Consider the following 23576-nt stretch of genomic DNA (forward strand, 5'->3'; position numbering starts at 1 on the left):
GAAAACATGGAGACCCAACCGCTTGTAGACGGAGGCGCCCGCGCGTCCCCGCCAAACCACCCACCCCCTTTGCCCAACCGGGTCGACGTCTTGATCGTCGGATTGGGACCGGTCGGCGCCGTGATCGCCAACCTGTTGGCGCGCTACGGGGTCCACGTCCTCGCCGTGGACAAAGCGCGCGACATCTTCACCGCCCCCCGGGCGATCGCGCTGGACAACGAAGCGTTACGCATCCTGCAGATGGCGGGCATATCCGAAACGGATTTCGACACGGTGGCCATCAGTCATGTCCGCCTGTGCTCGCCGCAACTGGGCGAATTTGCGCGCGCCAATACGCTGGGCAGCCTCGACGGCCATCCCAAGCTGGTGACGTTCCATCAGCCGAGCCTCGAACGGCTCCTGCGCAACCGGCTGAATGACTATCCCGGTGCGCAGGTCGCGCTCGGCGTCACGCTGATGAACATCCGCAACGAACTCCATGAGGTAAGCGCCAAGCTCGACCTGGGACAAGGTCAGATTCATACGGTCCGGGCGGATTATCTGGTCGGGGCCGACGGCGCGGGTTCTCTGGTCCGCAAACTGATTGGTCAAGGCTTTCGCGGTAAAACCTTTTCGGAAGACTGGCTGGTGGTGGACGCCAGCAATGCGCCCAAGCCGATCGATCACGTCGAATTCCATTGCTGCGCCCATCGGCCGATCCCGCGCATGGTCGCGCCTGGCGGGCGGCAGCGCTGGGAATTCATGTTGCGCCCCGGAGAAACCAGTCAAGAGATGGAATCCGACGATCGCGTGCGCGAGCTGCTGGCGCCTTGGGGCCGCATCGAGGAGATGCATATCGAGCGCAAGGCGGTTTACCGCTTCCACGCCAGGGTGGTGGACCGCTTTCGCCAGGGCCGGGTGTTCCTGGCCGGCGACGCGGCGCACGTGACGCCGCCGTTTGTCGGCCAGGGGCTGGTCGCCGGACTGCGCGATGCGGCCAACCTCAGCTGGAAATTGGCCTGGGTCCTACAAGGACGTGCCATGCCCCACATCTTGGACAGCTATGACCAGGAGCGGCGGCCTCACGCCAAGGCGATGATCAATTTTGCCAAATTCATGGGCAAACTGGTCATGCCGCGCAACGCCGTCCTGGCGCTGCTTATCCACGGCCTGATGCGCGCGACGCGCTTGATCCCGCCGTTGCGCGCGCAGTTCGAGGAACTGGAGATGAAGCCCAAGAACGTTTTCCGGCATGGGCTGTTCATCCCCGGCCGATCCGCCAGCAAGCTGCGCCGGGGCGCGTCCTTGCCGCAAGGCTGGGTGCGCGGCGCCGACGGGACGATCCATCTCAGCGACGACGTGCTTGGACCCGGGTTGGCGCTGATCGGCTTCGGCAGCGACATCGCCGCCACGCTCGATAGCGAAACCGCGCACGCCTTTGCCATGGCCGGCGGCAGGGTCGTACAGATCACACACCGGGGGCAAAGCTTGCACCTCACCCAGGGCTGTCACTGGGAGGATCTGGAAGGCGCCTTCCTGCCACGCGCCGTGCCGTTCGGCTGGGCCGTGTTGGTCCGTCCCGATCGCACCGTGCTGTACGACGGGCCAGCCGGCGACGCGGCCCGAATCGTCCGCGAAGGTCTTGCCTTGCTCGGCACGACGGCCGCCCACGCCGCGCCCCCTCTCCCGGTCCATGCAATCCACCCTTTTTAAGGAGCCGCCGATGAAACTCAGCACGGCCCAACCCGCACGCCACCCCAATCCGACCACCAAAGCAACCGCCCTGTCCTATTTGATCTTCGAACGACCGGACCTTGACGTGGCCGAACGGTTTTTGTCCGATTTCGGCCTGCGCACGGCTTGCTACCTCGACAACATGCTGTTCATGCGCGGCACTGGAGAAGCGCCGTTTTGCTATGTCGTGCGCAAAGCGCGCAAGGCGCGCTTCGTCGGCTTTGGTTTACAGGTCGGCAGCGTCGCGGACTTGATGGCGCTCGCGCGACTTCCCAGCGCATCGGCCATTGGGCCGTTGCGCGGACCGGGCGGCGGCCAGCGGGTCACCCTGACCGACCCCTCCGGCTTTCAGGTCGATGCCGTCTTCGGCCAGGAACCGGCCGCGTACCTGCCGCGCCGGCGCGCGCTGCCATTCAACTCCGTCGACACCGTGGTTCGCGTCAACGCCACGCAGCGGCCGCCGCACACCGCGCCGGAGGTCATCCGCCTGGGGCATGTGGTGCTGGAGCTGGCCCATTACCAAGAGACGTGCGCCTGGTATACGCAACACTTCGGCTTCATTCCCAGTGACGTTCAGGTTTTGCCGGACGGTTCGCCGGCGGTGGCGTTCATGCGGCTCGATCTCGGCGACACGCCGGCCGATCACCACACCTTGGCGCTCGCTCAGGGTTTCGCTCCCGCCTACAGCCACAGCGCATACGAGCTGGTCGACGCCGACGCCGTCGGCATAGGGCAGAGCCTATTGCGCGAGCGCGGCTGGAAACATGCATGGGGAATCGGGCGCCATATTCTGGGTAGCCAGATCTTCGATTACTGGCAAGATCCTTGGGGAGACAAACACGAACATTACTGCGACGGCGATCTGTTCACCGCCGCGGTCCCCGTCGGCATACATCCGACCGGCCGGGAGGCGATGGCGCAATGGGGCGATGCCATGCCGCGCAGCTTCACCAAACCTAAACTCACGCCAGCAAACCTCGCCGCGCTGTGGCGCGGCCTGCGCCGCAGCCCCGACCTCACCCTAGCCAAATTGCGAACGCTCGCCAAATTGTTCGCCTAAGGCCTAACACCACAACCTTCGACGAGGCGCACCATGCCATTGCACATACTACATTTCAGCCATCAAGGCCGGACCCAATGGGGCGTGATCCGCCAAGGGCAAATCACGCCGATTCCCGGCGACTTCCACACCACCGCCGCCTTCCTGCAGGCCAACGACATCGCGCAACTGGCCGCGTTGAAGGGGCCGACCTTGTTGGAATCGGAAGTCCAGTGGCTATCGCCGATCACGCGCAATCAGCAATTCATTTGCCAAGGCGCGAACTATCGCCAGCACATGATCGAATCCGGGATGGATCCGGATGCGAAAAACTACAATATGATCTTCACCAAAGCCTCCAGCTGCATCGTCGCGGCCAATGCCGACGTGCTGCGCCCCGGTCATGTGCGCTTTCTCGACTATGAAATCGAGCTGGGTCTGGTGCTCAAGCGCGACCTGACCTCACGCAAAACGGTCACTCGCGATAATCTGCATCAGTATCTCGCCGGCATCGTGATCGTCAACGACTACTCGGCGCGCGACGTGCAAATACCGCAAATGCAGTTCTACAAAGGCAAGAGCTATCGCTCGTTCGGCCCGGTCGGTCCCTATCTCTGTCTGCTCGATGCGCAAGACATGCCGCTGCTCGGCACGCTGGAGCTGACGCTGACGGTAAACGGACAGGTTCGCCAGCGTGACGTCACCGGCAATTTGGTCCACGGCCCGGCGGAGACGCTGACGGAGCTGTCCGGTGTCCATGATCTGTTTGCCGGCGACCTGGTGGCCACCGGCACGCCCGCCGGCTGCGCGCTGAGCATTCCCTCACCGGCCAAACAGCGCATTGCCGCGCTGCTGCCAGAGGCGGCCAAGTGGAAGATGTTTATGAAGGTACAGGCCGCGCGACCGCAATATCTGCAGCCGGGCGACCGGGTGGAAGCGCACATTGCCAGCCCGGATGGCATGATCGATCTCGGCGTTCAACGCAATTGCATCAAGGAGGCCTCATGACGCAAGTGATCGCAGGCCAAACCGATATCCTCGCCGCCGAAGCGCAAGGCATGCCGGCAGACCTGCCCGCCAGTACCTACGACATGATCCTACGCGGCGCGGCGATCAACCCCGATGCCCCCGCGCTCTCGTTCTTCCTGCAAAGCGGCGGTCACCGCAAGCCGGAATGCTGGACCTATCAGGAACTGGTGCGCGACATCACGCGTTGCGCCAACCTGTTGAATCGCCTCGGCATCGACCGTGATGCCGTCGTCGCCTACGCGCTGCCCAATCTGCCGGAAACCCACTTCACGTTGTGGGGCGGCGAGGCGGCCGGCATTGTCTGCGCGATCAATCCATTATTGGAAGGCAATGCCATCGTCGAGCTGCTCAATGCCGCCAAGGCCCAGGTATTGGTGACCCTGGCGCCGTTTCCCAGCACCGACTTGTGGGCCAAGATCCAGCCCGAGCTGGCCAATGCGCACACGTTGCGCCATCTCGTGCTGGTCAACCTGGCCGACCGGATTCGCGGTCCGAGGCAGTGGCTGGCCCGCTGGCTGCAACGGCGCGAGATACGCCGCCAACATGGCCGTGGCGGTGTGCGCGGCGCCGTGCCCGCATCGATGCAGATCCATGATTTCGGCCGCAGTCTCGCGCGGGAATCCGGCGCGTCGCTCGACAGCGGCCGCCAATTCGACCGCAACGATTTCTCCTCCTATTTCTGTACCGGGGGCACCACCGGTTTGCCGAAGATCGCCATGCGCCGCCACGGCAACGAAGTCGCCAATGCCTGGAGCGCCGGCCAAGTCCTGGGCGGCAGCATCGGGGCGGGTAAGACGGTGTTTTGCGGGCTGCCGCTATTTCATGTCAATGCGGCCATGGTGACCGGGCTGCTGCCCTTCTCGAAAGGCGCGCACGTCCTATTGGGCACGCCGCAAGGCTACCGCGGCGCAGGGGTGATCCAGCGTTTTTGGGAGATCGTCGAACACCATCGCGTCAATTTCTTTAGCGGCGTCCCCACGCTTTATGCCGCCCTGCTGGAGGTCCCCCTCGACGGACACGACATTCACTCGCTCGAATTCGGGATCTGCGGCGCGGCGCCGATGCCGGTCGAAGTATTCCGCGCGTTCCAGGAGCGCACGGGTCTCAGAATCCTCGAAGGCTACGGCTTGACAGAGGGAGCCTGCATCAGCAGCGTCAACCCGCCACATGGAGAAAGGAGGCTGGGATCGATCGGACTGCGGCTGCCTGGGCAAGCGATGAAGACCGTCGTGCTGGACGAGACCGGGCGCTATCTGCGCGACTGCGCCATCGGAGAAACCGGCGTGCTGACGATTTCCGGCCCCAACGTGTTCGCCGGCTATACCCTGCCCCAGCAAAACCATGGGTTGTGGCTGGATCTAGACGACGGCCGACGCTGGCTCAATACCGGCGACCTGGCACGCTGCGATGCCGACGGCTACTTTTGGCTCACCGGCCGTAAAAAGGAGCTGATCATCCGCGGCGGCCACAATATCGACCCCGCCGCCATCGAGGAACCGCTGCATCGCCATCCCGCCGTTCAGCTAGCGGCGGCGGTGGCCCGGCCCGACGCGCATGCGGGCGAACTACCGGTGGCGTATGTCCAGCTAAAACCCGACACCCATGTCAGCAGCGAAGAGCTGGCGGCTTTCCTGAGCCGGCAGATCGGCGAGCGCGCCGCATTACCGAAGCACATCCACGTCGTCGAGGCTCTGCCGCTCACAGCCGTTGGAAAGATATTCAAGCCGGCGCTGAAGCGGCTCGAAATCGCCGACGCGCTGCGCGCCGCCTTGGCTGACGATGGTCTTGTGGCCGAAATCGAAGTCATCGAGGACAAGACGCGTGGCATCGTATTGCAAGTGGTGATGGCCGACGCCCGGCATGACGCCCGCGCCGCAGACATTCTGGGCCGCTTCCCCTTCGCCTTTTCCCTATCGTGTCCCGAAAACGGCAGCCAATGCCAGATTGAACGCATGCCGGAATAATTGGCTGTTGGATCAAGTCGACATCATGCCGTCTAGGGCCTGTCTGCAAACTATTTGCGGCTGCGGCCGGTGTCCGCCGGATGCAGCGCGAGGAGTGCGCCCCGCCGCAGTGTCATTCACTGCCAGGGGCAAACGACAAAGCGATGCGCCGGCAGACGCCGGCCCCGAAGGGCTGGTCTGGCAAACGCAGTTCACAAATAGTTTGCAGACAGGCCCTAGGGCTCGGCGCCCCCCGCCGCAATACGACGAAATGTCTTGCGGCGGGGGGCTTTCGCTTTGTTCAAAAAAATATTGATAAATTTATCAATACTGATGAAAATATAAAAATATAAAGGACACTATCATGCTATCTCTTAACGGCTTGTCTCAAATTTATGGCTCGATCGCCGGCTACAATTACAGTACCGGTACCAATAACAGCTCGGCCAGCGCCGATGCGGCAAACGCCACTTCCGGGCAGCAGGATCTCTCGAACATCCGCAACGGTGTGCAAAGCCAAGTCAACAGCGCCGTCGCCTACGCCCAATCCGACCCCAATACCCAACAGCAGCTCAGCAACACCGACAGCACGATCGTTTCGCTCGGCAACGGCGCCGACACCTATGGATCGGGCGATCTCTACACCGCGAGCGGCCGGCTTCAGAGTCAGGCGAGAAACACCGCCGCCACGGCACAAAACGATCACGCCACGAAATCAAGCGCCTATGCCGCCAATTCCGCGCGAACCGCGAACGAAGTCAGCGGGGTGGCGAGTTTGCAAGCAACGACCTTGAACTCAGACTCAGGAAAGAAGCAATAGCCGACGGCGCATTGTCGAGACCTGCCGCGACACGCCTGTCAAGGTCATGGAAAGCTTGATATCATCGGCTGCAATCGCAAGCAATCCAGCATGCATAAACCATGTCCCAAACACCGCGCGCCGCATCGATCAATCACCGAACGCTGGTCGGCCAGCAACGGCGTGAACGCACGCGTCACAAAATCCTCGTCGCCGCTTTAAAGGTGTTTGCGCAAAAGGGCAGCGAAGCGCCGGTCATCGAGGATTTCATCGCCGAAGCCGGCATCGCGCGCGGCACTTTCTACAACTATTTCAGCACCACACAGGAATTACTGCAGGCTACCCTCGTCTGGCTCGGCGCCGACCTCATCGCCTCGATCGAACACGAGATCGGCGCACTGACCGACCCGCTACTGCGATTGACGACCGGCGCGCGCTTGTGGCTTGGCCGAGCGGCATGTGATCCGACTTGGGCCGCTTTTATCGCCCGTCCGGAATTTCTCGACGCCTTGCCCTACGATTCGGTTTTCGCACCCGTCATGGACGACTTGCAAACCGGGCGTCAAAGTGGGTTGTTTCATTTCCCGGACACGCGCGCGGCCTTATCCCTGCTCACCGGCACCCTGCTCATCGCCATGCGCACTTATCTTCGTGGCACGCCCTACCCCGAATACGACACCGATATCGTGCGCATCATCCTGCAAGGACTAGGGGTCGCGCCGGATCGCGTCGCGACGGTATTGGCACAGCCACTGCCGACTCTGCGCCGTACGCCCATGTCGCTTAAATCCAACTGATCTCGCCTGACGCAACGCCCCGCCTCCCCGCCTGATGGCTGCCCTCTTTATCAGATACGCCGTGTTTTCCCTGTTTTTCATATTGAACAATATTGTCATATTGACATAAATCAACAAAATGAAAGATTGTTAGAGCTCGCCAAGTAAAAGAGCGAACCACACAACATAGGGAGATCAAATGAGAAATCGCAGGTACGCGCACTGCGCGGCCGTCGCCACGGCCGTATGCGCGATGGGGCAAGCCGTCTGGGCATCCGGCTATCAATTCGACATTCAAAGCATTCGCGCCCAAGGCGGCGCCAATGCCGGCGCGGCGGAGGCCGCCGACCCCTCGACCCTTTTCTATAATCCGGCCAGCCTGACCCGGTTGGATGGCACGCAATTGACATTGGGCGCGATCGGCGTTGACCCGCACTCCACTTTCAGCGAAAGCAGCGCCACCACCGGCAGCGGCCAGCCGGTGTCGCCAGCCGGCGGCGGGGGCGACTATGCCAAACTGGCCGTCATTCCGCTGGGTTATTGGTCTCATCGCGTCAATGACCGCACAACTGCGGGCATCGGGCTGTTCGTCCCCTATGGGGCCAAGATCGGCTACGACGACAATTTCGCCGGGCGTTATTACGGGCAGAGCATCGACTTCAAGTCCCTCAACATCAACCCGGCCATGGGGTTTCAGCTCAACGAGCATCACCGTATCGGCGTGGGCGTCAGCGCGCAGTATCTGAATGCCACATTGGACCAAAGCCAAGACATGCCCACGACCGCCGGCGGCGTTTGCTTGGCGAACGGCAACAATGCGGCGTTCTGTTCCGCCGCCGCCGCGGCCTACGCGGGCCTGCCGGACGCCAAAGCCCACATAACCGGAGATGACTGGGGTTTCGGCTTCAATGCCGGTTATCTGTACACGCCGGACGCCGCCACCCGGATCAGCCTGGCCTATCGTTCCGCCATCAAGCAGAAGTTGCGTGGTTCGGCGACCTTCACCCTGCCGGGCAATCTACCCGGCGGCGCCGGCTCGCCGCTCAATGCCGGCATTCAAACCGCGCTGGCCAACGGCAACGCCACGCTCGACATCACCACGCCGGAGAGCGCCTCGCTCAGCGCCTTCCGCCAGATCAGCCCTCGCTGGGCCGTGATGGGTGCGTTGAATTGGGTCCGGCACGACAGGCTGCAAAGCATTGAAATCGATATGCCCATCGCGCAAATACCGGGACGGCAGGTCACCTATCCGACGACGTGGCGCAACAGCTGGAGCGCCGCCCTCGGCGCCAGCTACCAACTCGATGCGCAATGGACTCTGCGCGGCGGGTATATGGTCGACCAGACACCGGTGTCCAGTCCGAACAATGCGCTGACCCTGCTGCCGGACAGCACTCGCCACATCGTTGCGTTCGGCGCCAGCTACCAGATCGATACGCACGACGTCATCGACATTGCCTACAGCTACATTAAATTGACGCAGGCGGACATCAGCGATACCAGCAATAGCGCGGCAGGCACGCTGTACGGCAGCTATCACACCCACGTCAATCTGCTGGGCATCGGCTGCTCTCATCGATTCTAGGTTCATTCCCCTCTTGCTCTGGCCGCATTGACCGAGCTCCCCCGGCGTAGCGCTCCGCGCCGGGGCTTTTTGCCGAAGCGGAATTGCATCAGATCTCAGTCTGACCGCTATAACCGTACTCGATCGGCGCCTTGACGTAGAACAGGTTGAGTTTCTCTTCCCGCAAACGCAAAAAGAGCGAGTGCAGTTGCGCTTCGCTCAAGGCCATCGTCACTTCGACCGGCTGATCCGCCAGCTCGAAAAACCGCGCGGAATGAATCTTGTGGTGCCGCCCCAGCCCCTCGGACGCCGCCACCATGGTGGCGCCCTCCAAATTCAGCTTGCGAGCCTGCTGCACCAGCCACTCCGCCAGCGGCAGGCCGGCGTGGGTACGGTCCTGCTGGGTGAAAAACGTCACTTGGTAGCCGTTCATCGTCGTGCTCCCATCGTCAAGCGCGATACCTAAGGGCTATTGTCTGGTGTTCGGCGCAATGCCGCGCGTCGCGCGCCGATTGCGCCCTACGCAACGGGACTCACCTTCACGTAGGGTGCACTCGCCGAAGGCAGTGCACCGCTGATAACGACACGCCTCTGCTTTATCAGCTTAGTGGCTTTGACAGGGAAAGGCGAAGCACGCCAAACAAAACTACAGCCGGTATTGCCGCAGCATCTGCGCCAAACGCGCGGCCAACTGATCCATGCGCCCGGCCTGCGCCGAGGACGACTGCGCCGCGGCGCTCGCCTCTTCCGCCATTTGCGCGATGCGCTCGATCTGCACGGCGATGTTGTTGCTGGCCGAGCCCTGCTGTTCGATCGCCACGCTGATTTCGCCCACGTGGGTCGCCGCATGCTGCGTCGCCTCGCCGATGGCGCGGATGGCCTGGTCGGCCGAATCGGCGCGCGTCACGCCATGCGTCACGCGCTCCTCGGCGGTTTGCATCAGCGCCGTGGCGTGCTGCGAACGCTGACGCATGACTTCGATCGTGCCGGCGATCTCGCGCGTTGACTTGGTGGTGCGCTCGGCCAGCTTGCGCACTTCATCGGCCACCACGGCAAAGCCGCGGCCCGCCTCGCCGGCGCGCGCCGCCTCGATCGCGGCGTTCAACGCCAACAGGTTGGTTTGATCGGCGATATCGCTGATCACCTGTACCACGGTCTCCACTTGCGCGCTGTCGTTTTCCAATTCGCGGATGCTGCCCGCCGCATCGGATACCGATTGCGAAATCGAGCGGATGTCGTCAATGGTCTGGCTGATGGTGCCGGAACCGGCCTGGGCCCGCTCGCCCGCCGCGTTCGACTGCTGCAAGGTTTCCTGCGCGCGCAGGCTGACGTGGTTGATGCTGGCCGTCAGCTGCTCGACGGTTGCCGCCATGCTGGAGGAAGACTCGCTTTGCGCGGCGGCGGAGCGCGATACCTCGCCCGAGGTTTGCGCCAACTGCTGCGCGGCGAGCGTCACTTCGTGCGCGCCGTCGAGGATGGCCCGCATGTTCGCCTGCAAACGCGACAGCAGATGATTGAACGCCGTGGCGGTATGGCCAACCTCGTCCATCTGTTGCACGGTGGCGCGCGCGGTCAGGTCCAGCGACTGATCGACCCGCTCCATGATGTGTTGCATATTGCCGAGCCGTTGGCGGATCACATGCAGCATGCGCAAGCCGATCAGCAGCAAGCCGGCGGTGGCGGCCGCCAAGATCACCAGCAGGATGTCGCGCGATTCGCCATAAGCGCTTTGGCCGATGGCATCGAGCGTATCCGACAATTGCAAATTGAACGCCAGATGATCGTCGATCGCCTTGGTCAACACGCCGCCCGCCACGCCCAGCGTGGCGAACGCGGCGTCGGTGGCCGGGCCGCCGCCGGCGTGCGCGCGGTCCAGATACTGACGCCTCACGTCGCGGTAGCGCTGCAATGCCGTCTTATCGGCCTCGGTCAGCGCTTGGTCGCGCTGCGCGGACTGCGCCTCCTCTTCCACGCCAAGCACGTGATCGTCGCCCTGGGGCGCGGCATCGGCCGCATAACGCTGCAGCAGATCGTCGAATCGTTTATCGATTACCGCCAACTGTTGATCGTAGTCCGCCGCGTGCGCCGGACCATCGAGGGCGCTGCGCAATACCACCACGCGCATCTGACCGACAGCGTCGCGCATCGCGTACATATCTTTGAACTTGGGAACCAGAGACGACTGCACATAGTTGAAGCGAGATTGTGCCTTGCCCAGCTGCCACACCCCGCCAATCCCCACCAGCCATAGCGTCAGCAGCGCCATGGTCAATAGCGCCGTGATACGTTTTGATATAGTCATAGAATAAATGTGTTTTTATGCTGTTGTTGTGTAATAAAACGGAAACGCACATGTTAGCGCAAACAAAGAAAAGAGACCCCCAAATACATCAATATTTGATAGAGATCGCTTTAAAGAGGAGAGATGCCGTGTAGTTTACACAACATACACGCATAATGTATAAATAAAAATAATGATTTTCATGCGTTTCCCGCACACTCACAACGTGTATTTCGACAGTGTGGCGATCTGCTGCTGGGCCAAGCTGTCGAGATGCCGCGCCGTGCCGGCGGTATGCTGCGCGGCGGCGCTCGACTGCTCGGACATTTGCGCCGTGCGCTCGACCTCGACTGCGATGCTGTTGCTCGCCACGCCCTGTTCGCCGATCGCCGTGGTGATTTCACCGATCATGACTTCCGATCGCGCCGAGGCGGCGCCGATTTTCTGGATGGATGCGTCGACCTCGTCGGCGCGCTGGACGCCGGTGGCCACCAATTGCTCCGCCTCCTGCATCTGCTGCTTGGCATGCGACGCGCGCTCGACCATGGTTTGGATCGTGGCCGAGATTTCCTGCGTCGACCGCGCGGTACGTTCGGCCAGCTTGCGCACTTCGTCGGCCACGACCGCGAAGCCCCGTCCCGACTCGCCGGCGCGCGCCGCCTCGATGGCGGCGTTCAAGGCCAAGAGATTGGTCTGGTCGGCAATATCCCTGATCACGCCGATGACATTGCTCACTTGTCCGCTATAGGTCTCCAGCTCGTGGATGCTGCCGGCCGCCGCCGCAACCGAAGTCGAAATTTGGTGAATGTCGGCAATGGTCTGGCCGATGACGGCCGAGCCATCCCGCACCAGATCCCCCGATTCATTGGCCAAGGTCTGCGTCTCTTTGGCGCGTTCGGCGATGTGATTGACGCTGACCGTCATCTGCTCCACCGTCGCCGCCATATTGGCGGCGGCCTCGCTTTGCGCGTGCGAGGCAGTCGAGACTTCCGCCGCCGCCTGCGTCAATTGCGCCGAGGTCGTGCCGACCTCGCGCGCGCCGTGCAGAATGCTTTTCAGGCTCTCCTGCTGTGTCGTCAGCAAGGCGTTGAACGCCGCCGCCGTAAGACCGATTTCGTCCTGGCGGGCGACCGCCGCGCGTTGGGTGAAGTCCAACGACTGGCTGACCTGCTCCAAGGTGCCTTGGATGTCGCGCAAGCCGGAATGGATGATACGGTAGAGCTGCGCGCCCAATAGGCCGGCAACGACGAGGGCGGCGACAATCAACGCGGCTGACAGCATCAGCGCCTGTTCATAGTCGCGTTGATTGCTTTTGACCAGATCGTTGGCCAAGGCATAGTTGAACGCGGCGTGGTCGCTCAAGTTCTTGATGATCACCTGCGCGATCGACGCGCCGGTGATCATCAGATTCTTCACCGCCCCCTCCCTGTCGCCGCGGTCGCTCATTTGCAGCGACTGATCGCGCATCGCGCGGTAACTGGCCATCGACGCCTTGTCGGCTTCCAGCATCTGCCGGTCGGCGTCGTTGGAAATGTCGTTGGCCTGGTAATCGGCCATCGTGGCGTCGAAGCGCTTATCGGCATCGGCGATGGCATTGTGCGCGCTGCTCTTCAAGGCGTCGTTCGGCGCGAGGATCGCCTTCAGCGTCGAGACGCGAATGTCGCTCAGCGCCTGATCCGCCTTCGCCAGCGCTTGCAAACTGGGGAAGGTGTTGCCCGCCACATAGTCGAAGCGCGCTTGCGCCTGTTTCAATTGCCAGATGCCCATACCGCCGATCAGCAGCAACGCGGCCAAGGAAATACCCAGCGTGAACGCAAGTCTTTTAGTGATCTTCATGAATGGCTTCCCCGTCGTTTTATTACCAGCGCATAAAGACAAATAAAATTCTATGCATTCATGTCTAGATATTCCTGGTTATCTTCACGCAAAGAAGTTCGCCAACAGACTATTAATAAAAGAGAAATCACGGAAGAAGAATGCGCTAGCCGCGCCGATGCAGGCGCCAGCTGCACATGAGCGCGAGCGAGGCGAAGCCGACGTTGACGAACATCACGCCGTGGTAGCCCCATAGGCTGGCGATGACGCCGGTCAGGGCCCCGGCGACGATGGTGCCGGTACGGGTAGACGTCATGAACAGCGTGCTGGCGGTGCCTGCATGTTCAGGCATTGTGTCTTGGAAAATCAGCATGCCGATGCTGGCGACGATGCCGATGAATACCGCGTTGGCCAATTGCAGCGCCATCAGCACGACGGGCTGCTGAAACAGCGACATGCCGACATAGAACACCACTCCCGCCATGGCCGCCAAACGCAGCAGAAAGAGCTTGCCGAAGCGGCCGATCACTGCGCCGGCCAGCAGCATGGCCGGAATCTCCAAGCCGGCGGCAATGCTCATCAGCACCCCGGCGGTATGCGCCGGCAGATGCAGCGTGCGCGTGACATAGAGCGGCATGTCGATCAGGTAGAGCCCGTTACAGGTCCACATCAGCGTCGAGGTCACAAACGGCAGACGGATGGCCTTGTTCCATCCGCCCCGCTGCCCCGGACGGCGCTCGCGCGGCCGCGGCGACGGCAAGCGGTAGGCGACGCACAGCGCGCCGATGACGAATGCCAGGCCGGAACACAGATACATGTCGGTGAAGCCGTAACCGGCGGCGATGACGAAAGCCAGCGGTGGACCGATCACCCAAGCGAGCGAAATCTGCGCGCGCATGATGGCGGTGAACATGCCGGCCTCGCGCGCGTCGCGGTCGCCATGCTCGCGCGCCAAGGCAAAGGTCTGCGGGTTGGCGGCGCCGCCGAGGCTGCCCAAGGCCACACCGACGCTGATCAACAACCAGTAGTGACGGCTAAACGCAAACAGCAGGCTGCCGGCGAAACCCGCCAGACAACAGGCGACAATCAAACGGCGCCGGTTGCCGCCGTGGTCGGAATAATGCGCCACCGCCTGACCGATGACGATGCCGCCAATGGCGTTGACGGCATAGAACACGCCGACCAGGAACGGGTTGACCCCGACCTTTTCGGTCAGGAACAAACTCAGCGTCGGCACTTGCAACGCACTGGCCGAGCCGGAGAGAAAGGCCACGACGAGGAAAGCCAGCGAGGTCGCATCCGGCACGCGTTGGCGCAGGGAGGTAAAAGCGGACTTCATCAAGGGGGTATTAACTGATACCAGTGTAGCTAAAACGACTATTTTACCGCAGCCACGCGCGCAGCACCCGCGGCGCTAGCGGCACGAAACAGGGTCGGCGCAATTTGCATACGCGTCATATCTGCACAACGGGTATATCGCAAAGGGCTGCGAGCACGCTGTATATTCCCGCATGGCGCCGTCGCCTCTCGCGCGCTAGCGCTTACCCTCATTGGCCAGGAGAAAAAGTTCATCATGCAGTATCAAGCTGATTCGACACGTTACAACGACGTCATGCCTTATCGACGCGTGGGCCGCAGCGGAATGGTGTTGCCCGCCGTCTCGCTCGGACTGTGGCAAAACTTCGGCGGCGTGGATGTTTTCGAGACCGGGCGCGCGATGCTGCGCCGCGCCTTCGACCGCGGCGTCACGCACTTCGACCTGGCCAACAACTACGGCCCGCCCCCCGGGTCGGCGGAAGAGAACTTCGGCCGCTGGCTCGGCTTGGATTTCAAGCCGTATCGCGACGAAATGGTGATTTCGACCAAAGCCGGCTGGGAAATGTGGCCCGGCCCTTATGGCGGCCCCAACGGCACGCGCAAATACCTGATCGCCAGCTGCGAGCAAAGCTTGCGGCGGATGAAGCTCGACTATGTCGACATCTTTTATTCGCACCGTGTCGACGCGAACACGCCGCTGGAAGAAACCATGGGCGCGCTGGTCCAGCTGCATCGGCAAGGCAAGGCGCTGTACGTCGGCATCTCGTCGTACTCGCCCGAACTCACCTGCCAGGCCGCCGCCATCCTGGCGGAGGAGCACGTGCCGCTATTCATTCACCAGCCGAACTATTCGATGTTCAACCGCGGCATCGAGCACGGCTTGCTGCAGACGCTCGGCGAACTCGGCGTCGGCTGCATCGCCTTCTCGCCGCTGGCACAGGGCTTGCTCACGTCGAAATATTTGGGCGAAACACAGGCGGACACGCGCGCGAGCCGGCACGGCTCGCTAAAGCCGCAGATGCTGAGCGAGGCCAATCTCGAACGCATCCGCGCGCTCAATGAGATCGCCAAGCGACGCGGCCAGACCCTGGCGCAGATGGCCATTGCCTGGGTGCTGCGCGACGCGCGCGTCACTTCGGCGCTGATCGGCGCGCGCACGGTCGAGCAATTGGACAACTCGCTCGACGCCGTCAAGCACCTGGCCTTCAGTGCCGACGAGCTGGCAGAGATCGACCGCTACGCTCAGGATGGCGGCGTGGACTTGTGGAAGGTGTCGTCGAGCATCGGCGCGGCGTCGATTTAGCCATGACAGACCGGCCTGTGGCAAACAGGCCGGCTTCGCTTTGGCAATGGACCGCCGCGCATTATTCAACGGCACAGCCTGGCCGGAATATTGATTGACAACAAATTATTAACAATTGGAAATTATTGGTTACTTAATCAGATTTAGGCTTCGTATATGCTTGAGCCACATTCAACTGCATGAAAGCTCAAAAACGTTTTATGGACATGAAAAAGATTCTGATCGCCTCCGCACTCGTACTCGGCGCGAGCGCACCCGTTTTCGCCGCGGATGTGGCCGTTTCCATCAACGTGGGCGAACCGGGCTTTTATGGCCAGCTGAACATCGGCAACGTCGCACCGCCGCCGGTGATCAATGTGCAACCGGTGATCGTCAATCCGGTTTATGCCGATGAAGCGCCGATCTATCTGCGTGTTCCGCCCGGACACGCCAAGCATTGGAAACGCTATTGCGCCCAATACCATGCGTGCGACAAGCGGGTCTACTTCGTGCAAGACAAGTGGTATCGCGATGAGTACGCGCCGCGTTACCGCCACGACCACCCGGAACACTTTAACGAACATGACGACCACGGCGACCATGGGCATGACCCGCATGACCATCAGCACGATGGCCATGACAAGCGTCCGTGGCAAGACGAGCACGGCGACTGGCACAACAACTGATTAAACCGTTGCCCGCCGACAGAAACCCCCACCCCGCGCCTTGCGGCGTGGGGTTTTGTTTTGCCTTGCCCCGATGTCCTCCCGGTATGGGGTAGCGTGCGTTCGCGAAGCAACGCACGGCCCCAATGCACGCTACAAGACTTGTGCGGATGCCTTGACGGGGCTTTTGTTGGAGATTCTAGGCGTGGTATTTCTCACCACCAAGGCGATCTGACCGTTGCTCATAAGCAACAGTGTTGCATTTTCGCAACTCTTCCCCCGGAATAAATTCAGGAAAAACAACACCTTGACACTTCAGCGCCATCTCCGAGCACTACTTTATTTATTGTACGCATAAAAGTACATGTACGATTATAAAACGAGCTTAGCTCTTCTCGCGTTGTTCCTGAGTGCCGGAAAGCTGGAACGACGGAGGTCATCTCCAAAAACTTTCCGCACAGATTGAATTGTCAGCAGTACCTACTGCTCCGAAAGGAATGGGTTATGAATAAGAAACTAATCGCGATCGCACTGGCCTCCCTGCCGGTAGCCGCCATGGCCGATGTCACCATCTATGGCACCATGAACGCTGGCGTGGAACACGACACCGTCACCGGTGGCGCCTCCAACAACGGCGTGCACGACTACACCTCGGTCATTGGTTTCAAGGGCACCGAAGAACTTGGCAACGGCCTGAAGACGATTTGGCAAGTGGAAAACCGCATCGTGCTGGGTGGCAACACCAGCACCACGGGCACCAACAGCAGCAATTTCGGCTCGCGCCAGACGTTCGTCGGCCTGGATGGCGGCAACCTCGGTACGATCCGTCTCGGCCAGATCAATAGCTCGCTGAAAGACCTGTACGCCGTTGACCAATGGCAATACGACGCGGAAATGAACAACTACCGCGGCGCGGTCAACAACACCGGCGCCAATGGCCTGGCTGTATTCACCAACCAAGCTAACCGCCTGAAGAACGCCGTCCGCTACGACTCCGCGACCTTCTACGGCTTCAGCGGCAACGTTGCTTACGGTTTTGGCGAAAACAAGAACCAAAACAACGGCGTCTCCAAAGCGTCCGACATCGGCACCCTTGGTTTGAACTACGCCTTCGAGAACTTCTCTTTCCATTACGCTTACCAGAAAGAGTTCAACCCGATTGGCGGCGTAAGCGGCGCAACCGACGCTGGCAGCCAAAACGCGACCACTTCCGCGCAATCCAGCGACAACCCGCACACCGCTCACATCAACTACTTTGAAGCGGCTTACAACGGCAACAACCTGTATGTGGGCGTTGCCTATCAAGAGGCCACCGGCTACGACTGGACGGACGGCTTCTCGGGCGACAGCGCATCGTTCACCAACAGCAACGGCATCGGCCACACCTATGCCGGCTCGACCCCGGCTGCGCTGAATCTGAAGACGCGTCAAGCCGCGCTATCCGCCGCCTACTCCATCGGCGCCTTCACGCCGAAGGCAACCTATGCCAAGGGCTGGGATCAGAAGATCGGCGACAATACCCTGAGCGATACCGGCTACGACCAGTACATCCTGGGTGTTGACTACAACCTGTCCAAGCGTACGACGGCCGAGCTGGCTTATGGCCACCTGAAGTTCAAGAAGAACGCCACGGCAGCCGTCAACGGTCAAGACACCACGCTGAACTCGTTCGCAGTGAGCCTGCAACACAACTTCTGATTTCAAACCGGTTAAATGACACAAGGGCTGCCGACACGGCCCTTGTGTTATCTCCACAATGCACCGGTTTTAATCAGTGTTGATGTAATCAATAGCCTATCTGATATTTTAAATATCGTCAGATAGGCTATTCCTTTATCCTTTTATCAACAAAACAAAATATTCATAAACAGCCAATATCTCCCGCGATATTTTTATGGCTATAGACAAAGCTCTCCCCGTAAAATTTTGCAATGCACATTTTCCAAAAACCTCACAATGTTATACTAGTACAACGAGATGAGTTAGTGATTTCGAAGTCAATTGCGTGTCGCTTGGAGAGGAAATCTCCAAGCGACTCTTTTTATCGGTAAACCGTAGAAATAGAGAGACTCGTCCGAAGAGGGCTAACCGGGGCTCTGCTTGTGGCGATTGAGAATCCGGTCAACGCAGATCGATATCGCCTCCAGCGTCGTTGCGCGCAACTGCGCCAAGTCGGACCGAGGGAAATGGGTATTGGCTACGCTGGCGTAGAGGTACCCGATCAACATGGACGAGCGCAAGTCCTGCGCCTGATCTATCTGGGCTTCCGAGGCGCCCGTTTCCTGGGCCAGCTCACGGATGGGCGCGTAGAGGTGCGCGGCCATCATGGAAAAATACTTGGTGGCGGTCAGCCCGGTTTCCATGCGTTTGCATTTAGAAACATCGGTGAGAAAAACCAATCGAAATTTCTCTGGATTATTTTCCCAAAATTCAAAACAACGTTCATTTTGAACGCGAATGCGCTCATGGACATCTGAAATACCTTCCGTATGTTCGAAGGTAAAATTAAACGCCTGCTCAAGGATTTCATCCCACATTGCAATGATCAAATCCACTTTATCAGCAAAATAGTGATAAACCAGCATCGGCGAAATTGATAATTCATTGGCAAGCGCGCGGATGGTAAGCTTTTCAATACCGTGCGTCTGGTAGATATTCTTGGCGGTCGCCAGGATTTCCGCGCGAAATTTCTGATAGTCTTCCTCGCAGCCCCGACGGGTGCGAGGCCGCTTCGTTGAGGGCTTTTCCCCGCTATATGTTTCGTCGTTCATTTATCTTGCTTGCCAGTTCGATAAGTTCGAATCGTTTATCCCTATATGCCCCATCAGGCGGCATGGAAAGAAGTGTACAGGGTGCGGAGACACATGGCCAAATATCGTTATTGTGGCCGTTATGCCGTATCAAACGAATTGCCAGGCGAAACCGCCATCCTGGTGTGTCACCCGCCCGGCCGAGGTATCGGTGAAGTGCGCGGGGAGCACCAGCGCATCCTGCTCCACCGCGAAGTCCAGCAGCCAACGGCGCGATGTCCGCGCCTGATCCTGATCGGCGCAAAACACCGAATTCCATTGCGGCCGGTAGATCTGCATCGGCGTGTGCACCACGTCGCCGGTGAACAGCGCCGTCTCGCCACGGGACGTCAATGAAATCGACATATGCCCCGCGCAATGGCCGGGGGTCGGATGAAAATGAAACCCCTCCAAGTACGCGCCGCCGTCCCCCCCCATGACCACCGACTGGCCGGCGGCGATCACCGGCGCCACGCTGTCGTCGTACACCATCCGCCGGCCCTCTCCGGCCGGTGAGGCGAAGAAATCGAGATCGCCCTGCGGCATCACGTAGCGGGCATTCGGAAAGGTCGGCAGCCATTGGCCATCGACCAGGCGGGTATTCCAACCGACATGATCGACATGCAGATGGGTGAGCAAGACGTGAGCCACGTCCGCCGGCTGAATGCCGATGGCGGCTAGCCGTTCGAGAAACGGCGTTTGCAGCTGATGGAACAGTGCGCTGAACGGGCGCGCCTTGTGGTTGCCGATACCGGTATCGATCAAGATCACCTGCCCGCCCCATTCGATCACCCAGGTATGCACGCTGAGCGTGACGTGCTCGCCGTTGTCATCCAGCAGGCCGCGCAACCGCGGCTGCTCGTTCAACAACCCGGCATCCCAATCGCCATACAGATACGTTGGCGTCAGGCCATGCAACAGGGTATCGGTGACGCGGGTAATGCGGGCGTCACCAACGCGATACGTTTTCGTTTTGGTGTCCATGCGTTCTCCTGCCGGCCGCTTTCATGGCGCAGCGTCATGGCTATTTGGGGAGAGGAATCCTCGTGCCGCTCTTCACTTCCTTGAGGGCAAGGCTGGATTGGATTTTATAAATCCCGTCGATCTTCCGCAGCACATTCTCGACAAAATGACTGTAGGCGTCCAGATCTTCCACCAACACTTGGATCAGGTAGTCGGCGTCGCCCGTCACCTTATGACATGACAAAATCTCGGGATAAGCTTGGATTTGCTGCTCGAAACGATTCGGCGCCTCATCGGCGTGGGCCACAAAGCTCAGTTGCACAAAGGCCAGGACATTCATTCCCAGTTTCTTGCGATCCAGGTTGGCCTGATAGTCCTTGATATAGCCCTCTTGCTCCAAGCGCTTCAAACGGCGCCAACACGGCGTCACGCTGCTCGCCAGCTTCTCCGCCAAGGCCGGCGTGGACAGCGCGCCGTCTTGCTGCAACAGCCGCAAAATAGACATATCTACGGCATCCAGCACTTCTTTAGTTTTTTCTTTTCTCACATCGACACGCTATCTGAAGTTTCTTTTCAAAAGATAACCTTTTCGTAGCAAATAAAGCAAAAATATCGCCTTAACCCCGCACTAAAATGGACGTATTCCCAACGAGAGGATTGAGCGACATGTTGACGATTTTCAGCCCCAGCCACCGCTTGCACCACGCCACGGAACTCAAGGACGGCCACATCATTCCTTGCTTCGAAATGCCGAGCCGGGCCGACACGATCTTGAAGCGCGTCAAGGATATGGATCTCGGCGATGTCCTCGCGCCGGACCGGTACGACGTCTCGCGTTATACACGCGTGCACAGCGAACGCTACGTCCGCTTCCTGCAAAACGCCTGGATCGAGTGGCTGGCGACGGGCAGCACATTGGACGCGTTGCCGCTGGTCTGGCCGGTGCGCGAGCTGCGTCATGATATAGAGCCGGAATATATCGACGGCAAGCTCGGTTTTTATGCGATGGATGCCGGCTCGGCCATTACGTCGGGCACGTGGGATGCGGTCAGCGCCAGCGCCAATACCGCGCTGACCGGGATGTCCCGCATCGTGCAAAATGAAAAGGTCGCCTTCGCGCTGTGCCGCCCTCCGGGCCACCATGCCGGCGCCGAATACATGGGCGGCTATTGCTTCCTCAACAACGCCGCCATTGCCGCCCAAGGCTTTTTGGACGCCGGCGCCAAAAAGATCGCCGTGCTCGACGTCGACTACCACCATGGCAACGGCACGCAGGGTATCTTCTACCACCGGGCGGACGCGATGTTCGTGTCTATTCACGGCGACCCGAAGACGTCCTACCCCTACTTCAGCGGTCATAAGGACGAGCTAGGCGCCGGCGACGGCTATGGCTTCAACCACAATCTCCCGCTGCCGAAGGGCACCGAGTGGGACACCTACGGCGACGCGTTGGATCAAGCCTGCAAGAAGATCGCCCAGTACGCGCCGGACGCGCTGGTGATTTCGCTCGGCGTCGACACCTTCAAGGGCGACCCTATCAGTCACTTTCTGCTGGAGAGCACGGATTTCTTCAAGATCGGCGAACGTCTGGCCGCCTTGAATACGCCCACGCTGTTCGTCATGGAGGGCGGCTACATGGTGGACGACATCGGCGTGAACGCCGTCAACGTCCTGCTTGGTTTCGAGGGGCGGCGTTAAGCGCCGCGACGGAATGACAGAGAGAAGACCAGCCCGTTTTGAATGGGCTGGCCTTTGGGATTTTTTGTAGCGTGGGTTCGGCGCAGAGCGCCAATCCACCACCATCTCGTCGGCCGCATGCCCCCACGGCGATATTGCCCAAACCCTGCCATTTATCTCTGGTCAAGCAGACAGCGCTCGCTATTATGCCCGTCCCTCACCAGCGGCAGCACCACATCGATGCCGATAATCCCCCCCTCGGCGCCATGGTGCACCACCACGATCTTGCCGCCTTGGCCGTGCTGCAGCATGGCGGCAGACAGTTCAAGATCGTCGGCGATCTCAGCAATCGACGCATTGGCGATCGGATTGCGGCGGTCGACGCCGGCAAAACGCCAAAGATTGATACGCGACCAAAACACCAGCAGGCCGCCAAGCGTGCCGGCTATCAGCAGATAAAGCCGTAGAATATCGACGTTTTCCGACAATCGATGCATATCCCCACCGACGGACAGAATATCGCGGCCAAATACCCAAAATAGAACGACAGCCAGAGCCGGCAGCAACAGATAGCACCAGCCAGCCCAGCCCAGCAACGTCAGCAACCAGGAAAGCGCGCGTTGACGCCGGGTCAAAATATGACGGGCCTCGATGATCAGATCATGCTTGGTTGACATGATGTACTCCACGGTCGGGGCTGGTCCAGCGCGCCCGCTTACCCTTCTTGCGCAGCAGTGCCTGCGGGAAAGCTACGATGGTGGTGCCGACATTGATGAGCCAGAACGCCAGCGGATACCAGATCATCCAGTAGTAGTTGCGGCCCAGTCCTTGGTCGTAACTGCTGTCGATCCACTTGCTGACGGCAAACTGCACCATGCAAGTAAAGCCGAGCACGAGGCCGTACCAGCCTGGAATGAAAGGACTGGCCACCGCAATGGTCTGCTTGGGAAACACAAAGTGCAGCAGCCAGTAAACGATGACAAACCCCATCGAATAGGACCAGATCACGCTGAGGAAATACTCGAGATAAATCGGCGCCATGTGCCGATGCCGCCAACGCCCCAATATCCAGGCATTGCGCCACAAGGCCTGCGTCCCGCCTTTGGCCCAACGCAGACGCTGCTTCCACAAGCCGCGCAGCGTTTCGGGCATCAGAATCCAGACCAGTGCGCGGGGCTCGAATCGTACGCCCCAATGGCACAGCTGAATTTTCCAACTGATGTCGATGTCCTCGGTCAGCATGTCCTCGCTCCAGAAGCCAGCTTGAAAGACTGCGGTCTTGCGAAAAGCCGTCAGCACCCCCGAGACCGTGAAGAGCCGGCCATAGGTACGCTGCGCACGCTTGATCAGACCGATAATGGCGGTAAATTCCCCCACCTGCAGACGGCCAAGCAAGCTTGTACGATTCCGGATGCGGGGATTCCCTGTGACCGCGCCAACACGTGGCGAGATCAAAAAATGACGCATCAGCCACTTTCCGGCATACGGATCGAGTACGGCATCGCCGTCAATGCACAATAGAAATTCATGCCGTGCCAGCAGCAGCGCCGTATTCAGTCCAACCGCTTTCCCTTGATTGGGATCCTGATGAATGACGCGCAACCGCGGATGCTCCGCCGCCAACTGATCCAGCGTCGCGCCGGTGGCATCTTGGCTGCCATCATTGACAGCAATCACCTCAAAGTCGGGATAATCCAGTGCCAGCGCATAACCGATGGTTTCCCGCACATGCGCCTCTTCGTTGTAACAGGGAACGATCACCGATATCGGGGGATAAGGCAGCGCCGGAGGCTGATCCAGGGGAGGATCCTTGCGTTCGTAATGGAGATAGTAATGCCCAGCGCCCTGCATCCACAGCCATGCCATAAACAACGGGTAGTAGAAGGCAAAAGCCAACAGCCATTCAATCAGCAGTTTCATATCG

General features: G+C 60.2%; 20 protein-coding genes. 11 read left to right on the forward strand and 9 right to left on the reverse strand.

What is annotated here, in order from left to right:
* The first annotated feature begins 6 nt into the window (after window positions 1-6).
* From JOZ06_RS05450 to JOZ06_RS05480, 7 genes are all read left to right on the forward strand, one after another.
* Window positions 7-1692, forward strand: coding sequence for a bifunctional 3-(3-hydroxy-phenyl)propionate/3-hydroxycinnamic acid hydroxylase (locus JOZ06_RS05450; protein WP_293229690.1), 1686 nt, complete (start codon window positions 7-9; stop codon window positions 1690-1692).
* Window positions 1693-1702: 10 nt separating this feature from the next.
* Window positions 1703-2773 carry a VOC family protein gene (locus JOZ06_RS05455; RefSeq protein ID WP_293229692.1) on the forward strand — a complete coding sequence of 357 codons (1071 nt, stop codon included), beginning with the start codon at window positions 1703-1705 and terminating at the stop codon, window positions 2771-2773.
* 33 nt (window positions 2774-2806) lie between these two features.
* Window positions 2807-3760 (forward strand): fumarylacetoacetate hydrolase family protein, encoded by a 954-nt coding sequence (locus JOZ06_RS05460; protein WP_293229695.1) that lies wholly within the window; start codon window positions 2807-2809, stop codon window positions 3758-3760.
* Entirely contained in the window at window positions 3757-5745 is a 1989-nt protein-coding gene (locus tag JOZ06_RS05465) for an acyl-CoA synthetase (protein ID WP_293229696.1), read from the forward strand. Before JOZ06_RS05460 ends, JOZ06_RS05465 begins: the two co-directional genes overlap by 4 nt.
* 343 nt (window positions 5746-6088) lie before the next feature.
* Window positions 6089-6544: a hypothetical protein gene (locus tag JOZ06_RS05470; RefSeq protein ID WP_293229698.1), complete on the forward strand. Its 456-nt coding sequence runs from the start codon at window positions 6089-6091 to the stop codon at window positions 6542-6544.
* A gap of 101 nt (window positions 6545-6645) precedes the next feature.
* The gene (locus JOZ06_RS05475) at window positions 6646-7320 is read left to right on the forward strand and encodes a TetR/AcrR family transcriptional regulator (protein ID WP_293229701.1); all 675 of its coding nucleotides are present in this window, start codon (window positions 6646-6648) and stop codon (window positions 7318-7320) included.
* Between the two features lie 178 nt (window positions 7321-7498).
* Window positions 7499-8884, forward strand: a complete 1386-nt coding sequence (locus tag JOZ06_RS05480; RefSeq protein WP_293229704.1) for an outer membrane protein transport protein — start codon at window positions 7499-7501, stop codon at window positions 8882-8884.
* Between the two features lie 88 nt (window positions 8885-8972).
* Here the strand turns inward: JOZ06_RS05480 and JOZ06_RS05485 are convergent, their stop codons facing one another.
* The 4 genes from JOZ06_RS05485 to JOZ06_RS05500 all read right to left on the reverse strand — a co-directional run bounded on the left by JOZ06_RS05485 (window position 8973) and on the right by JOZ06_RS05500 (window position 14298).
* Window positions 8973-9296, reverse strand: coding sequence for a DUF190 domain-containing protein (locus tag JOZ06_RS05485; RefSeq protein ID WP_293229706.1), 324 nt, complete (start codon window positions 9294-9296; stop codon window positions 8973-8975).
* A 213-nt stretch (window positions 9297-9509) separates the two neighbouring features.
* Window positions 9510-11165 carry a methyl-accepting chemotaxis protein gene (locus tag JOZ06_RS05490; protein WP_293229709.1) on the reverse strand — a complete coding sequence of 552 codons (1656 nt, stop codon included), beginning with the start codon at window positions 11163-11165 and terminating at the stop codon, window positions 9510-9512.
* Window positions 11166-11363: 198 nt separating this feature from the next.
* Window positions 11364-12980 (reverse strand): methyl-accepting chemotaxis protein, encoded by a 1617-nt coding sequence (locus JOZ06_RS05495; protein ID WP_293229712.1) that lies wholly within the window; start codon window positions 12978-12980, stop codon window positions 11364-11366.
* A gap of 145 nt (window positions 12981-13125) precedes the next feature.
* Window positions 13126-14298 (reverse strand): MFS transporter, encoded by a 1173-nt coding sequence (locus JOZ06_RS05500; protein ID WP_293229820.1) that lies wholly within the window; start codon window positions 14296-14298, stop codon window positions 13126-13128.
* A gap of 234 nt (window positions 14299-14532) precedes the next feature.
* Between JOZ06_RS05500 and mgrA the strand changes: the two genes are divergently transcribed.
* From mgrA to JOZ06_RS05515, 3 genes are all read left to right on the forward strand, one after another.
* Entirely contained in the window at window positions 14533-15579 is a 1047-nt protein-coding gene (mgrA, locus tag JOZ06_RS05505; protein WP_293229714.1) for an L-glyceraldehyde 3-phosphate reductase, read from the forward strand.
* A 206-nt stretch (window positions 15580-15785) separates the two neighbouring features.
* Window positions 15786-16244 carry a hypothetical protein gene (locus tag JOZ06_RS05510; RefSeq protein WP_293229717.1) on the forward strand — a complete coding sequence of 153 codons (459 nt, stop codon included), beginning with the start codon at window positions 15786-15788 and terminating at the stop codon, window positions 16242-16244.
* A 483-nt stretch (window positions 16245-16727) separates the two neighbouring features.
* Window positions 16728-17921, forward strand: a complete 1194-nt coding sequence (locus tag JOZ06_RS05515) for a porin (protein WP_293229720.1) — start codon at window positions 16728-16730, stop codon at window positions 17919-17921.
* 386 nt (window positions 17922-18307) lie between these two features.
* Here the strand turns inward: JOZ06_RS05515 and JOZ06_RS05520 are convergent, their stop codons facing one another.
* The 3 genes from JOZ06_RS05520 to JOZ06_RS05530 form a co-directional block, all read right to left on the reverse strand.
* A complete protein-coding gene (locus JOZ06_RS05520; protein ID WP_293229723.1) occupies window positions 18308-18994 on the reverse strand; it encodes a TetR/AcrR family transcriptional regulator in 687 nt (228 codons plus the stop codon).
* A 129-nt stretch (window positions 18995-19123) separates the two neighbouring features.
* Entirely contained in the window at window positions 19124-19996 is an 873-nt protein-coding gene (locus JOZ06_RS05525) for an MBL fold metallo-hydrolase (protein WP_293229726.1), read from the reverse strand.
* 40 nt (window positions 19997-20036) lie between these two features.
* Window positions 20037-20522: an Lrp/AsnC family transcriptional regulator gene (locus tag JOZ06_RS05530; RefSeq protein ID WP_293229729.1), complete on the reverse strand. Its 486-nt coding sequence runs from the start codon at window positions 20520-20522 to the stop codon at window positions 20037-20039.
* Window positions 20523-20641: 119 nt separating this feature from the next.
* On the opposite strand from JOZ06_RS05530, the gene JOZ06_RS05535 reads away from it, so the two are divergent.
* Window positions 20642-21673 carry a histone deacetylase family protein gene (locus tag JOZ06_RS05535; protein ID WP_293229732.1) on the forward strand — a complete coding sequence of 344 codons (1032 nt, stop codon included), beginning with the start codon at window positions 20642-20644 and terminating at the stop codon, window positions 21671-21673.
* A gap of 152 nt (window positions 21674-21825) precedes the next feature.
* Here JOZ06_RS05535 and pgaD read toward each other — a convergent pair whose 3' ends face one another.
* Together pgaD and pgaC are read right to left on the reverse strand one after the other, a co-directional pair.
* Window positions 21826-22329, reverse strand: coding sequence for a poly-beta-1,6-N-acetyl-D-glucosamine biosynthesis protein PgaD (gene pgaD, locus JOZ06_RS05540; RefSeq protein WP_293229735.1), 504 nt, complete (start codon window positions 22327-22329; stop codon window positions 21826-21828).
* Window positions 22313-23572 (reverse strand): poly-beta-1,6-N-acetyl-D-glucosamine synthase, encoded by a 1260-nt coding sequence (gene pgaC, locus JOZ06_RS05545; protein ID WP_293229738.1) that lies wholly within the window; start codon window positions 23570-23572, stop codon window positions 22313-22315. Before pgaC ends, pgaD begins: the two co-directional genes overlap by 17 nt.
* Window positions 23573-23576 lie beyond the last annotated feature (4 nt).

The organism is Paludibacterium sp., assembly GCF_019232825.1.
GTDB lineage: Bacteria > Pseudomonadota > Gammaproteobacteria > Burkholderiales > Chromobacteriaceae > Paludibacterium.

Bases quoted from the DNA above. Each gene is read 5' to 3' on its own strand.
- JOZ06_RS05450 (WP_293229690.1), top strand. From the start codon at position 7: ATGGAGACCCAACCGCTTGTAGACGGAGGCGCCCGCGCGTCCCCGCCA.
- JOZ06_RS05455 (WP_293229692.1), top strand. From the start codon at position 1,703: ATGAAACTCAGCACGGCCCAACCCGCACGCCACCCCAATCCGACCACC.
- JOZ06_RS05460 (WP_293229695.1), top strand. From the start codon at position 2,807: ATGCCATTGCACATACTACATTTCAGCCATCAAGGCCGGACCCAATGG.
- JOZ06_RS05465 (WP_293229696.1), top strand. From the start codon at position 3,757: ATGACGCAAGTGATCGCAGGCCAAACCGATATCCTCGCCGCCGAAGCG.
- JOZ06_RS05470 (WP_293229698.1), top strand. From the start codon at position 6,089: ATGCTATCTCTTAACGGCTTGTCTCAAATTTATGGCTCGATCGCCGGC.
- JOZ06_RS05475 (WP_293229701.1), top strand. From the start codon at position 6,646: ATGTCCCAAACACCGCGCGCCGCATCGATCAATCACCGAACGCTGGTC.
- JOZ06_RS05480 (WP_293229704.1), top strand. From the start codon at position 7,499: ATGAGAAATCGCAGGTACGCGCACTGCGCGGCCGTCGCCACGGCCGTA.
- JOZ06_RS05485 (WP_293229706.1), bottom strand. From the start codon at position 9,296: ATGAACGGCTACCAAGTGACGTTTTTCACCCAGCAGGACCGTACCCAC.
- JOZ06_RS05490 (WP_293229709.1), bottom strand. From the start codon at position 11,165: ATGACTATATCAAAACGTATCACGGCGCTATTGACCATGGCGCTGCTG.
- JOZ06_RS05495 (WP_293229712.1), bottom strand. From the start codon at position 12,980: ATGAAGATCACTAAAAGACTTGCGTTCACGCTGGGTATTTCCTTGGCC.
- JOZ06_RS05500 (WP_293229820.1), bottom strand. From the start codon at position 14,298: ATGAAGTCCGCTTTTACCTCCCTGCGCCAACGCGTGCCGGATGCGACC.
- mgrA (WP_293229714.1), top strand. From the start codon at position 14,533: ATGCAGTATCAAGCTGATTCGACACGTTACAACGACGTCATGCCTTAT.
- JOZ06_RS05510 (WP_293229717.1), top strand. From the start codon at position 15,786: ATGAAAAAGATTCTGATCGCCTCCGCACTCGTACTCGGCGCGAGCGCA.
- JOZ06_RS05515 (WP_293229720.1), top strand. From the start codon at position 16,728: ATGAATAAGAAACTAATCGCGATCGCACTGGCCTCCCTGCCGGTAGCC.
- JOZ06_RS05520 (WP_293229723.1), bottom strand. From the start codon at position 18,994: ATGAACGACGAAACATATAGCGGGGAAAAGCCCTCAACGAAGCGGCCT.
- JOZ06_RS05525 (WP_293229726.1), bottom strand. From the start codon at position 19,996: ATGGACACCAAAACGAAAACGTATCGCGTTGGTGACGCCCGCATTACC.
- JOZ06_RS05535 (WP_293229732.1), top strand. From the start codon at position 20,642: ATGTTGACGATTTTCAGCCCCAGCCACCGCTTGCACCACGCCACGGAA.
- pgaD (WP_293229735.1), bottom strand. From the start codon at position 22,329: ATGTCAACCAAGCATGATCTGATCATCGAGGCCCGTCATATTTTGACC.
- pgaC (WP_293229738.1), bottom strand. From the start codon at position 23,572: ATGAAACTGCTGATTGAATGGCTGTTGGCTTTTGCCTTCTACTACCCG.